This window comes from Caldalkalibacillus salinus, from assembly GCF_016745835.1.
GTDB lineage: Bacteria > Bacillota > Bacilli > Caldalkalibacillales > JCM-10596 > Caldalkalibacillus_A > Caldalkalibacillus_A salinus.
In genome coordinates, this window is the sequence record NZ_JAERVL010000017.1 from 1 (window position 1) to 11,787 (window position 11,787).

Consider the following 11,787-nt stretch of genomic DNA (forward strand, 5'->3'; position numbering starts at 1 on the left):
TAGTCTTTTTTTACAATGTCTACTTGACAGGGGTAAGCCCAGGTGGCTTTTAGTGTTTATATACTAAGATTCAGTGATTGGGTACTATTATTGCAAAGAAGATAAAAAGAACATCTCTATTTAATATACAGTACAAAGACACTGTTCAGTAAGAAATAACAAATTCAAGAAGAAGTATAGACAAAACTAGAAGCAGGCCCGATAAAGGAAAGCGTGTATAGGTGTGACCGTCCATGGCCGCAGTTTAAAAACTTGAATTGATTCCCCAAGAGGAGGAGTTAATTAATTATGAATAAAATACTGTTCTATGGTATATTGTTAATTTTCTTTCTAGCAGGATGTAGTCATACAAATAAAAATGAATTAAATGAAATTGTTATAAATGAAAATGTGTTTAGTGAACATAGCCAATTCTTTTCCAATTATGGTTGGCATATTAAGACACCTTATAGTGAAAAAACAGAGATAATAAATTATTATCCAGAACGTATAGAATCACTAAAATTATCTGGATTAGACCTTGAGCAATACAAGGGAAAAGAAGTAAAAACAACATCATATGTTTTAGAGGAAGAGCAAATAAACGGAGATAAAGTCTATGTGACGATTTATGAGATTGACGGTGAAATAATTGGTGGCACCGGTGCATTAGAAAATTGGACACCAGGAGGTTTTTCTTTAAATGATAAGAAACGGCTTATTGAAGATAAAGTTATAAGTGAGTAAGTCAAACTTGTTAAGCTAATGAGTAATGAGGAACGGAACTTTATTTTTTATTTTAAGAAGAAAGGGGTTGCCATCCATGGAAACCTCTGACATAGTAGACGACGTTGCCACCGATAATAATATATCTACGTGGTGCTGCGCGGGAAGGATTGGTACCGAACCTGATGGTTTACTTTTGCTTTCTTGTTGTTTTGCAGTTTTTGCATTTGTATTCTGACAAAGGATCATTAACAGCACGAATGCTTAGATTGGAGATAGCAAAAGCTGATGATGTATATATTTCTTGTCAATAATGCTGCCCTAGGGACGATGCACGACAATTATTACGGTGGGATAATGATCACTGGGATAATGTCACTTTGGAGCTTGTAAGTGGCTATTTATTGGGACTGTAGAAATGGAGATTGGTATTTGTTTGTCAGACGTGTTTGGGGTAATGGTTATGCTACCGAAGCTGCACTTGCATGTAAGAAATATGGGTTTGAGCAAATGAATCTATCTAAACTTGTTTCTTTGCCTGATATCAACATTGTCCCTTCTACTAAGGTTGCTAAACGAATCGGTATGAAGGTAGAAAAGATAATTAATAAATGGGGAAAAGGGGTATATGTTTATTCTGTGGCAAAATAATTATTGCTTTCCATTGTAAAGGAAGCCTTGGAATATGAACCAGGAAAGAATGTGTTAAATGAAGGTTATATACCTATTGCAAGCTGTTCACACGTAAGTGGAGGGATGATGGTGACCCTCCTGTATATAGGATATATCATGATGATACAACTAGGACCAAAGTATCTAATAGTTTATCTGAGTTTCTGAAGCGCGGAAGGGTAGTTTAAAAATTAATAATTCAGATACAAAACAGCATCCGATTGGGGAATACGCTAGGATTAATTAATTTTATTAACCTGTTTTTTAGACTTTACAATGGTTTTTTCTTTTGCTTTTTCATTCTTATCTCCCATAGATAGCAAAAGAATGGAGATAATCAATATGAAGGCACCAGCTGTATTTTTAACAGTTAACTCAATTGGGAAAAAGGGGTAAGAAATAAACGCTAGTAATAAGGGACTAAAAGCTCTGGTCACATTAGCAATAGAAAATCGCAAATACCTTAGCGCTTCGTATAATAATATTGTCCCAAGGAATCCTCCGAAAAGTGTTGATAGGACTAAATATCCAACTCCTTCGAATGTATAATGTCCATCAAAAAGTTCCCCCTTGATGATGGAGTAGCTCAAGATAAAAAATAAAGATATACAATTATTGGTAAACATAATAGAGTTAGAGCTCTTTTGCTTAGACATCGACTTTTTGATAAAAATATTTGTTAGTGCAAAGAAGAATGTATATAATATAGCGAAAAAACTCCCGATTAAATGATTGGTGTAATTACCACCTGTCTCAACAAACAGAAAAGTACCAAGCATAGCAAAAATGATGAAAAACGTTTCTTTCTTAGACAGTTTTTCATTGAGAAAAATGACGGCTAAAATCACAGCAAACACCGTATAGAACCTTCCTAAGAAACCAATCTCCACCGGTGAAAGTAAATCAATGCTTAAAAACAAAAAGATGATTCCCATAGCATTAAAAACAGCTGACAGTATTATATTTTTTTCCAAATATAGTGTTACATATTTCTTAGTAAAGAGACCAAATAAAAAACAGGCTGCGATGATTGTCAAAACGTTTATAAGTGCTGCTTTAGCAGGAGAAATTTGTAGCAGTCCAAACTTCGATAATAAAGGCCCAATCGCTAACATGAAAACCGAGAGGACATTAAATAGATGCCCTTTTTGTAAATCACTCATTATGTTCACCATCCAATCATTGGTTTTTGGTTTGCTCATTCATTCAAACGACTATGTTTACATACGTTGATTATATTTGATAAACGGAGAATAAAAAGTGTAAATGATTCGTAGTCGTTTCACCTTTTTAATCGGAGGCTCAGCAATGAAGCTAGTTGAATATTACATTAGACTTTTTATGACGTTTGCTGACATCAAGACAGATCATCAAACGAGGGTATCCAGACAGACGATTAGCAAAGAGTTGGACTGTTCAGAACGGAATGTTATTCACGTATTAAACAAAATGGAGGAAAAACAGTGGATTAAGGTCGTGAGGGGAAAGGGAAGAGGACATACGACTAGTATTACTTTTTTAAAGTCACTCGAAGAAATGTTTGAGTGCTATGAAAAATGCTCTCCTAAAACGGTAGATATAGAACGTCTCATATCAATAATAGAGGGTCATCCGCAATTAAATGAAAGACACCAACTCATCAGTACGTTTTTTCATAAGCTATTTGGTATTGATAAAAGGTTCGCACAGGATGTCCAATTCGAAAATGAGTACGAGTATTTAAAAATACCCTATTATAGGTCTCTGTACGCCTTAGACCCCTCACAAGTCGAAAGGCAAACAGAAAGACATATAGTCAAACAGTTATTTAATACATTAGTGACATTTAACGAAGAAAGGAAGGAAGTAGAACCGTGTCTTTCTCATTATTGGGAGATTGATCATGAAGGAAAGACGTTCACTTTCTATCTAAGAAAAGGGGTTTCGTTTCACGATACAAGTAGTTTTGGAGCAGAGGATGTCAAGTTCACGTTTGAAAGATTAAAGAAAACACCATCTAGATGGATCGTTCAAGGCTTGGATAAGATTAAGTGTATGGGGAAGTACGTGATTCAATTCACCTTTACTCAGCCTTCTTATCACTGGCTGCACCTGATCACTTCACCGAAATGTTCCATTGTTCCTTATCATTATGCTAACAAATCCACTGAACAGTTTTCTAAACGCCCCATTGGGACCGGGCCATACAAAATCAAAGAACATGAATCAAATTTTCTTAAACTCACCGTTCATAACAGCTATTTTCAAGAGCGTGCTCATATTGATGAGATCGACATTTTTATACTGCCATCTATGGAAAAGTATCTTAACGCAAACGATATGGATTGGGAGCCGATATTTTACATGCCCTTTACAACCAGGGAAGATCATAATACTGAACTAAAATATATCGAACGGAAAAGATTATCTGTAAAGTATCTTACATGGAATATGAAAAAAGAAAAAATACGAACGAATGAAGAGATAAGAAGAAAACTTTCAGCAATACTAGACAGAAAGAAAATGGTAGAGGATCTGGGTTATCCAAGGTATGAACCTGCACATTCATTTTTCAAACAAGACGCTTCTTCTCAAGATGGCAAGTATGGTCATGAAGCATGTGATAGTCTTTTAACAGAACCGTTAATCTTAATGACCTATGATCTCCCACCACATACAGAGGATATAAAATGGATACAGCAAGAGTCTAGAAAATACGGAATTGAGATTGAAACCAAACACCTTCCATTTTCGACCTTTATTGACAATGCAAAACATGCTGACCTCGTTCTTTCAGAGTTTGTCACCGAAGAATCGGAAGAAGTTTCGCTCTATAATTTGGTTAAATCTCAATCAGGTGTTATATATAACCTTATTGATCCAGTAAATAAAGCAATCATACAAAGCTCTCTGAATCACCTTTTCCAAGAAGAAAAAAGGCAAGATAGAATAGAAGGATTAAAAAACGTTGATACGTTACTACGTCATAGCTGTATGACTATTCTTTTGTACTGGACTTTCCAAAAAGCACTATATGATCAGCATTTAATGGGGGTGTCTCTCAGTACCATTGGGTTAGTCCCTTTCAAAGATTTGTTTTACAGAAAACAACTGACGTAACACCAGAATAAATAGAATGGTCGTGTATGATAGACAACCGACTTTGACTTTGCCATCATTTAACTTTTCATTGCGAAGTGCTTAACGCTTCTTTATGATGAGTTTAGGTATTGAGTGAAGATGACTTCGACAAGAATAACAGGAGGGGAAGAAATTGGAGAGTAACAAGTATATCAAACCTTTTATGATTTTCGTTTCCGCGGCTTTAGTGGTGAGTTTAATCGTTAATTTCAATCTATTATCTAGAGTAGGTGAGATAGAAAATAGCGTGTATTCTCTGTCTAACAACCAACATAACATGATCACTGACATCAATGGTCAATCGGGACAAATCCGTCATGTATTAAATGAATTCAAAGAGGAACAGAGCTGGCTCGGCCAGATCGAAAGGAATGTCAATATGGACGCGATAGACCAGGGTCAAGTGGCGCTAAGCTATACATGGCAGGTCAAGGAGCTGCAACCTGGTTCGGAAGTCGTCTTCCATTATGCTTACGGTCAGTCTGATGAGTTCACCTCTCTTCCAGCAGAAGAGCTCCAACAAGGGCTGTTTCAAGTAAACCTTCCGTTAGAAGTGGACATGGAGCCCCGATGGGAAATTTATCAGTATACGGTGAACAGGAGCGATCAATCACATGCGGTTGAAGAACAGGAGGTGTTTGCAAAAGAAGAGGTGATTAAAGAACGGGATGAGACTGCTCTCAGGTACTTTGTATCTGTCACCAATGATGACATGGTCAGGAGTGGAGATATGCAAAAAGAACATTTAGATCATTTGGGAACGAGTAAATATGGGCATATCCAAACGGATATCCACCTGGATGAGGAGAACTTTGCCGTTAACCTCGAACATTATACTGATTCAATGCAGAGGATCGAAGAGGCTTCTCTTTTAATGTATGAGGATAATACATTGATTTCAGAGCAAGAAATTGAAAGGGATGAGCATAGGTCACCTGATGAGCACTATCAATTCTTCCGATTGGAACAGCAGAAGCGGGATGACCAGGCGCGTCATGTGATCAAAGTCCGCTACAGTGATGGTGAAACGTTTGAAAAAGAAATTTAACTACAAGGTTAGTGTTTAGGAAAAATGACTGGAAGTATAAAGGGGACAACTGAAGAAGAACTAGCAGATGTGTATTATGTTGTATCATTGGCAAATGCTTATGATATTCATTCTTGAGAAAGTGAATAAAATTAAAAAATAATAGTTCTGTTATGTTTGGTCGTATTTTTAAGTTCATGTGGGGAACCGAATAAAGATCCAAAGATAACTTACACCCTTGGAAATACTTCATCATTAACGGAATCGGAGCATCAATTAAACGGGGACTTTAAGATATCAATGGATAAAAGTAATTATACACTCAGTGATTCCATTACATATACAATTACCAATAATACAGATATAGAATATTATGTTATTAGTAATGAAATAACCCTTGAAAAAAAAGTTAATAACACATGGAAAAAAGTAATTTTTAATATTATTCCAATAGAAGATGGGCAAGAAATCGATAAAGTAACTAAGGAAAATCCATTTTATTCTGAAACTAGACCATTAGACGAATGGTTAACAGTAGGAACATTTAGAATAGTGCGTATCATTTCAAAGGACCGTGATATTAATACCGAAGATATTATATTACTCAGCTCTGAGTTCACGATAAAGTAATTTTCATTAGATTTAGGCTGCTTGAAGAAGGCCAGTCACAAGGAGAATTTCTATGAAGAAAAATATAATTATTATCATCTTAAGCAGTTTATTAATTTTGTTATCTGTTTATATGCTTGTAAGTAAAAAGGTTGAGCATGAAGAAATATTAATAGAAGATGCTCCGTCGTCAATTCAAGATACTATCCGAGAAGATGATAACAAATTAAGGTTTAGTATATTTCATGATGAAACTAATACATACATCTACTATAAAAGCGATCATTTTCCAAATGAATATATCACAACCTACTTAGATTTAGAGATTAAAGGTGGCAAGTACATTGTTACCGCAAGTGTTAGAAACGCAACAAACGATGGTTTTGTTAGTTACGAAAAGCTAATTAAAGTTGGGAAGCTAGTTGATAAAGATATAGTATTGGTAGAAGACGTAGATAAGACAAAGATATATTAAAAATTGATTATCGCTAATCAATTAAATATTAACTTCTAATCGCGTTCAAGTATGAAGATCCATGGCAACCTCTCAACAAAGAGGCCGGCGAATTCCAATAACAATATATTAGGTCGCACATTCTAGTGGGGGAGATCCCACCAGGGTAAGGACTAGCCATCCGCTCTGTATCAAGTCTTGGAGGCATGGCGGCAACGTCATGCTTTAAGCGCAGACAGAAAGTCAGCGAGGTTTTGATCCTATTACCTTATAAAAGGTTCATAGTATTTTCCTCAACTGATGCTAATCAATAAAAAGAGTATCGACACAAAGAGTATCGACGTTATCGGCAAGGATTTTAACTAGTTTACATAATATATATTATCGGACGCGACATCAAATTAGAAAATTATGCATTACCCTAATTTTTGAGCAATCAAGAAATGTTATTTAGGGACCAAAAAAAGTGACCACTGATTTATTCGTGGACACTTGTTATTTTCTTAACATCCTTTTCAAATCGTTGGAGTAAGTCGTGGCGATACTCCTTAGATCCAGGATTGTTTTTGACATAGCGCCAAAGGAGAGCAGCAACCTTCATTTTGTTCTTCATGTTCTTGCTTCTCGGGTCTTGATTAAATTCACGCACAAAATTGTTCCACTGATACGTTTTCTCTTCCGCTGAATCTATCGCTTTTTTTGTTTTTTTTCTAAGTTTGCTCTCTTCGTATACTTTTATTAAGTCCGCCACCGTCATTTCAAGATCCCCACGTTTTTCAGCGTCTCTTAGTGCTGCCGCCATATCCTTCGTAAAGGAAAATTTCGAAACATGATAGTACTCCATAAAAAATTCTCTCGCTTGATCATTAAATTTAAATCCCTCAGGAATCAGTCGGGTATGTAAAGTGATTTCATGATTATGGGCGCTTTTTCTTACATTTGAATGTTTTTTGCGCTTATCAATGACGACTTCCCCAGATAAATATTGTCTTATTTTCTCTTGTAGTTCAGCCTTTGTTCCGTGTGAAGAGAGACTATGTTTCATACAGATTTGCTTCAGTTCCTCTTTGTACCAATAATGTTGATCAAACTCTTCAACAGACATTCCTGGGCTAAACTCTTTTCGATTAATCATGTTATATATGCCTCCTAATATTTATCAGTGTTGACATATATTATTATATCATGAGTGTAAAGTCAGGACTTTGGATACATATGGAGAAAGTTGGTGCTTCGGTAGCATATCCGACGACCAAATTAGAATTGGAAATCTCCATCTTTCATTAGTAGGACTTCAGTTCCACCTTCTTTAATACCCACTACTTTCATATCATCGGTACCAAAGGCCACATTGACTAACAGGAGGGAAGTATTAAGTCCTGCTTCCTTCAACTCTTTCACCGATAGGTTGCTGCCATTTTGAAGGTTGGAAGGGGAGGCGTTTCCGATTCCAATATGGCAGGCCGTATTTTCATCAAACAAGGTGTTGTAAAAGAGAGTATCCGCCTGAGAAAGAGGAGAATTGTTAGAGACCAAAGCAATTTCACCTAAATAATGTGAACCTTCCTCTGTTTCGATGAGACTTTGTAACGCTTCTTGCCCAGTGGCGGCATAATAGGCAGTAATCCGTCCATCTTTAAAGGTTAGGTAAAAATCATCGATGACACTTCCCCCATAGATAAGCGGTTTAGTGGCTACTAGTTTGCCATTTACCTCATTTTTATGAGGAGCAGAAAATATTTCCTCCGTGGGAATGTTCGGAAAGAACGGTATTCCCTTTTTATCTATAACACCCCCTCCGATAAAGAGGTGGTTTTTAGGCATGCCGACTAATAAATCAGTTCCTCGGCTATTTGTAAAATGCAGGGCTTCAAACTGGCTGTCGTTTAGAAACTTTTTTCGGGACTCGAAGGCTCTGTCATGATTTTCCCAGTCTTTTATAGGATTTTTTCCGTCTGCCCGAGCTCCACGTAAGATTAATTGCCATAACGATTGCAGGGCTTCTTCTTTACTTAAGTGAGGAAATACTTTAGTTGCCCATGTGAAGGACGGAACAGCTAGAAGACACCAGCGTACCTCGTGGGATCTAATCTTTGCGTAATAATCCTTCAATTTGGTGCGAGAGGCCTTTTGGAAGCGGCTCATCCGTTCTGTGGAAACATCCTTAAAGGCATCTAAGTTTTCAGAAATAATATGGATGTAAGCAGCACCCGCATCGTCCCACTCCTTAAAGCGAGCGTACTGCCAGTTGGGAAAGTGATCGATGGCATCATCTGCTGCATTTAAATAAAATTCTTTGGTAGACTGTTCATCTGTCCAATCCATAACTACATTTGAAGCCCCCACCTCATAGGCTGCTGTTTGGATTAGACGTGCAAACGTTGCATTTTTTATGTCACTATGAATAATCACTAATTGATTCTTTTGCACATTTACACCAGCTCGTACTGCAAGCTCTGCATACTTTATCAACTGTTCTTCGCTAACAAGCTCATATATCCCTTTAATCATCACACACTAGCTCCTAACTTTTTTTATTCCTTTATAAACAGAAAAACTTCAATTAACTAAGCTAATTTCATTAATGGAGTTATAATAAAAGTACAAGAATAACATACACACATTGATAATCGAGTTCAAGAAAAATTAGGCTATCACTTTTCCATAAAGTTTTGGAAAGAGACAGCCTAATTTTTTAATTGTTTTATTATGATTTTTTTCATTTTTATATGATTTGTAGACATGCTGATTACCTCTTTAATGCGGATAATCTCCAAGGTATAATTCTCTATATGACCGAATACGGGAATTTCTAAATCGTTTGTGTAATCTCTACTTATCACTTGATACCCCATATCCTTCCACATTTCTATAGACTCTTTCAATATTTTGGGCAGATTGCACTTCATAATCGATGCTGGCTCTACCCCATAAACAGCTATTCGTTATCCGTTAATGATATGGGGACGCTTATAGAATCAGTACCGACAATCTTTGTGCCGTTTTTTTCATCGGAACCCACCGAAACCGAAATATTAAATGTCTCAGACGGGTTGATGACATTTTGATCAGGAACGATATCAATGACAAGCGTTCCTGTTCCTCCTCCCGTATCTCTTCCAACTTCTATAAAAGCGTTCCTTTCATGTTCCTCAGTAGTCCATGTCGATACATAGTCCCTAGGTTTTGATTGCGTTTCGTTTGCTGTAAAGCTACTTTTAATATTGGAAATATACCATTTGTCAGGGACATAGAAAGCAACACCACCCCAGTCATTTGGGTCGATCTCAATCGAAGCAACAATCTGTACATGCTCAGGTATTCCTTCTTCTCCCCTAATAAATACCGTTCCTTTTACTGATGTATTCAAATCTGTAGAATCGGTATTGACGCTAAAATCTCTAATTTGATCGACCTTTTCGTTGACTGCCGTATCATGAACAAGGTTTTCTTTAATTGATATGAGCAGAAAAAGAATAGTCGACACAGTGATTATCAATACAATAAGCAAAATGTATCTCGCTTTAATACATATCCGACCTTCTTTTCTTTATATTTATATCATCGAAATATACTCCTATAAAAGCAGAGCTGACTACCTATAGTTACTACCTAAATAGCTTGGTAGGAGCCCTTCTCTATCTGTCATTTCTTCTTTTTTTCTAAGGGCTTGTTAATCTCTAGCTGGTTTTATTTAGTAATATTCAACAAATTGTTCTTCTGATATGACCTCTAATCCGTTTCTTTTAAGTAATGCGGAGGTCACGCCATTTCCAGCGATTTTCTTCCCCTGAAATTCTCCATTATAGATCATTGTACTTCCGCAGGATGGGCTATTTTCCTTGAGAACGACTATTGTTGCGTTAATGTCTTTGGCTTTTTCTAATGTGGCATAAGCGCCTTTGATGTAAAGTTCGGTTACATCATTACCTGATCTTTCAACAACTTTAGCTCTTCCATCTAATACGTCATATCCGTCTCCACCTACGATTTCAGCTGGTTCTCTTGGAACTGAAAATCCCCCGAGTAACTCGGGGCATATCGTCGTCATTTTATTCTCATCTACTCGTTTACTAATCTTTTCATTTAGACTATGCGTACCATTATACCGTACCTCTTGTCCGGCTAAACAAGAACTCACCAATATCATCTGATACCACCTCAACTCGTTTAATTTCCCAATATTAGATCGGTCATCTTCATCTGAGGTTTGTCTGGTGTAAAGGTCATGACCTTTACACCGTGTTCATGTCTTAAAAATCATCTTTATGCATCATTTGACTACCATTTTACCAAAATTAAAATCGTAATCCTCTTGTCTATAATAGCTTCGTATGATGCTCTACAGCGATGTCCATGGGTTCAGACGCATACGCTCTATTTGTTTCATCAGAGGAACACCCCATTAACGCAAGGGTTAAGCATAATAATATTAAGCCCATTAAAGCCACTCGCTTATTAAAAATAATGACCACCCTCTCATGTTTAGTTAATCTACACCATAAACCTGTATCCCGCACCCCACACGGTGCTAATATACTGGGGCTTGGATGGGTTCTCCTCAATTTTCTCCCTGATTCGGGCAATATGTACGGTTACTGTTGAGGCATCGCCAAGTGCATCCATCCCCCAGATTCGATCAAAAAGCTCTTCCTTATTAAAAACCCGATTAGCATTTTCGAACAGAAACAGAAGCAGGTCGAATTCCTTATGCGCCAACGATACTTCCTCCCCATTCACAAATACCCTTCTGGAATCCTTATGAATCTCTAAACCCCTGACCTGTATCATGCTGCCTTGATCCACTCCGCCAAACCGTTCCTTCATCCGATCAAACTTATTGAGGTGTGCCTTTACCCGCGCAACCAGTTCAGCTGCACTGAACGGTTTTGTGATGTAGTCATCGGCACCGAGACCCAGGCCGTTCACTTTATATATTTCTTCCGTCCTGGCCGACACGAGGAGCACGGGAATGTCTTCCTTCTCACGGATTGTTTTCAATACATCAAAGCCGTCCATCTCCGGTAGCATAATGTCCAGGATGATGAGATCAAACGATGCTTCCTGAAGCGCTTGTAAGCTATCAGGGCCATTGTTTACTATTTTGACGGAAAAACCGCTGAGCTCCAGATAATCCTTTTGCAGTTTGGCTATACTTTGATCGTCCTCAACAATCAGTATGTTTCTCATCCCTTAACCC

13 protein-coding genes are annotated in these 11,787 nt (G+C 37.2%); 6 read left to right on the plus strand and 7 right to left on the minus strand.

The window, feature by feature from the left end:
- The first annotated feature begins 288 nt into the window (after positions 1–288).
- Positions 289–726 carry a DUF4830 domain-containing protein gene (locus JKM87_RS11060; protein WP_202080429.1) on the plus strand — a complete coding sequence of 146 codons (438 nt, stop codon included), beginning with the start codon at positions 289–291 and terminating at the stop codon, positions 724–726.
- A 372-nt stretch (positions 727–1,098) separates the two neighbouring features.
- Positions 1,099–1,356 (plus strand): GNAT family N-acetyltransferase, encoded by a 258-nt coding sequence (locus JKM87_RS11065; RefSeq protein ID WP_202080430.1) that lies wholly within the window; start codon positions 1,099–1,101, stop codon positions 1,354–1,356.
- Positions 1,357–1,616: 260 nt separating this feature from the next.
- On the opposite strand, the gene JKM87_RS11070 is transcribed toward JKM87_RS11065, so the two are convergent.
- Positions 1,617–2,579: a DMT family transporter gene (locus tag JKM87_RS11070; protein WP_236838764.1), complete on the minus strand. Its 963-nt coding sequence runs from the start codon at positions 2,577–2,579 to the stop codon at positions 1,617–1,619.
- Between the two features lie 106 nt (positions 2,580–2,685).
- On the opposite strand from JKM87_RS11070, the gene JKM87_RS11075 reads away from it, so the two are divergent.
- From JKM87_RS11075 to JKM87_RS11090, 4 genes are all read left to right on the plus strand, one after another.
- The gene (locus JKM87_RS11075) at positions 2,686–4,476 is read left to right on the plus strand and encodes an ABC transporter substrate-binding protein (protein ID WP_202080431.1); all 1,791 of its coding nucleotides are present in this window, start codon (positions 2,686–2,688) and stop codon (positions 4,474–4,476) included.
- Between the two features lie 154 nt (positions 4,477–4,630).
- Entirely contained in the window at positions 4,631–5,545 is a 915-nt protein-coding gene (locus tag JKM87_RS11080) for a hypothetical protein (protein WP_202080432.1), read from the plus strand.
- Between the two features lie 279 nt (positions 5,546–5,824).
- Complete coding sequence (locus JKM87_RS11085) at positions 5,825–6,154, plus strand: immunoglobulin-like domain-containing protein (RefSeq protein WP_202080433.1); 330 nt, start codon at positions 5,825–5,827, stop codon at positions 6,152–6,154.
- Positions 6,155–6,206: 52 nt separating this feature from the next.
- Complete coding sequence (locus tag JKM87_RS11090; protein ID WP_202080434.1) at positions 6,207–6,608, plus strand: hypothetical protein; 402 nt, start codon at positions 6,207–6,209, stop codon at positions 6,606–6,608.
- 457 nt (positions 6,609–7,065) lie between these two features.
- Here JKM87_RS11090 and JKM87_RS11095 read toward each other — a convergent pair whose 3' ends face one another.
- From JKM87_RS11095 to JKM87_RS11115, 6 genes are all read right to left on the minus strand, one after another.
- Positions 7,066–7,722 carry an SAP domain-containing protein gene (locus tag JKM87_RS11095; RefSeq protein WP_202080435.1) on the minus strand — a complete coding sequence of 219 codons (657 nt, stop codon included), beginning with the start codon at positions 7,720–7,722 and terminating at the stop codon, positions 7,066–7,068.
- Between the two features lie 122 nt (positions 7,723–7,844).
- On the minus strand, positions 7,845–9,098 hold the full coding sequence (locus JKM87_RS11100; protein ID WP_202080436.1) for an aminopeptidase: 1,254 nt from the start codon (positions 9,096–9,098) through the stop codon (positions 7,845–7,847).
- 427 nt (positions 9,099–9,525) lie between these two features.
- Positions 9,526–10,074, minus strand: coding sequence for a hypothetical protein (locus tag JKM87_RS11105; protein WP_202080437.1), 549 nt, complete (start codon positions 10,072–10,074; stop codon positions 9,526–9,528).
- A 207-nt stretch (positions 10,075–10,281) separates the two neighbouring features.
- Entirely contained in the window at positions 10,282–10,737 is a 456-nt protein-coding gene (locus JKM87_RS11110) for a 2-thiouracil desulfurase family protein (protein WP_202080438.1), read from the minus strand.
- Between the two features lie 169 nt (positions 10,738–10,906).
- Positions 10,907–11,029, minus strand: a complete 123-nt coding sequence (locus JKM87_RS18075) for a hypothetical protein (protein ID WP_272899204.1) — start codon at positions 11,027–11,029, stop codon at positions 10,907–10,909.
- A 52-nt stretch (positions 11,030–11,081) separates the two neighbouring features.
- Positions 11,082–11,777: a response regulator transcription factor gene (locus tag JKM87_RS11115; RefSeq protein WP_202080439.1), complete on the minus strand. Its 696-nt coding sequence runs from the start codon at positions 11,775–11,777 to the stop codon at positions 11,082–11,084.
- Between the last annotated feature and the right edge of the window lie 10 nt (positions 11,778–11,787).

What these genes read in the sequence shown, in the direction of transcription:
- JKM87_RS11095 (WP_202080435.1), bottom strand. Translation starts at nt 7,722, where the DNA reads ATGATTAATCGAAAAGAGTTTAGCCCAGGAATGTCTGTTGAAGAGTTT.
- JKM87_RS11100 (WP_202080436.1), bottom strand. Translation starts at nt 9,098, where the DNA reads ATGATTAAAGGGATATATGAGCTTGTTAGCGAAGAACAGTTGATAAAG.
- JKM87_RS11115 (WP_202080439.1), bottom strand. Translation starts at nt 11,777, where the DNA reads ATGAGAAACATACTGATTGTTGAGGACGATCAAAGTATAGCCAAACTG.
- JKM87_RS11060 (WP_202080429.1), top strand. Translation starts at nt 289, where the DNA reads ATGAATAAAATACTGTTCTATGGTATATTGTTAATTTTCTTTCTAGCA.
- JKM87_RS11110 (WP_202080438.1), bottom strand. Translation starts at nt 10,737, where the DNA reads ATGATATTGGTGAGTTCTTGTTTAGCCGGACAAGAGGTACGGTATAAT.
- JKM87_RS18075 (WP_272899204.1), bottom strand. Translation starts at nt 11,029, where the DNA reads ATGGGCTTAATATTATTATGCTTAACCCTTGCGTTAATGGGGTGTTCC.
- JKM87_RS11075 (WP_202080431.1), top strand. Translation starts at nt 2,686, where the DNA reads ATGAAGCTAGTTGAATATTACATTAGACTTTTTATGACGTTTGCTGAC.
- JKM87_RS11090 (WP_202080434.1), top strand. Translation starts at nt 6,207, where the DNA reads ATGAAGAAAAATATAATTATTATCATCTTAAGCAGTTTATTAATTTTG.
- JKM87_RS11070 (WP_236838764.1), bottom strand. Translation starts at nt 2,579, where the DNA reads ATGAGCAAACCAAAAACCAATGATTGGATGGTGAACATAATGAGTGAT.
- JKM87_RS11085 (WP_202080433.1), top strand. Translation starts at nt 5,825, where the DNA reads ATGGATAAAAGTAATTATACACTCAGTGATTCCATTACATATACAATT.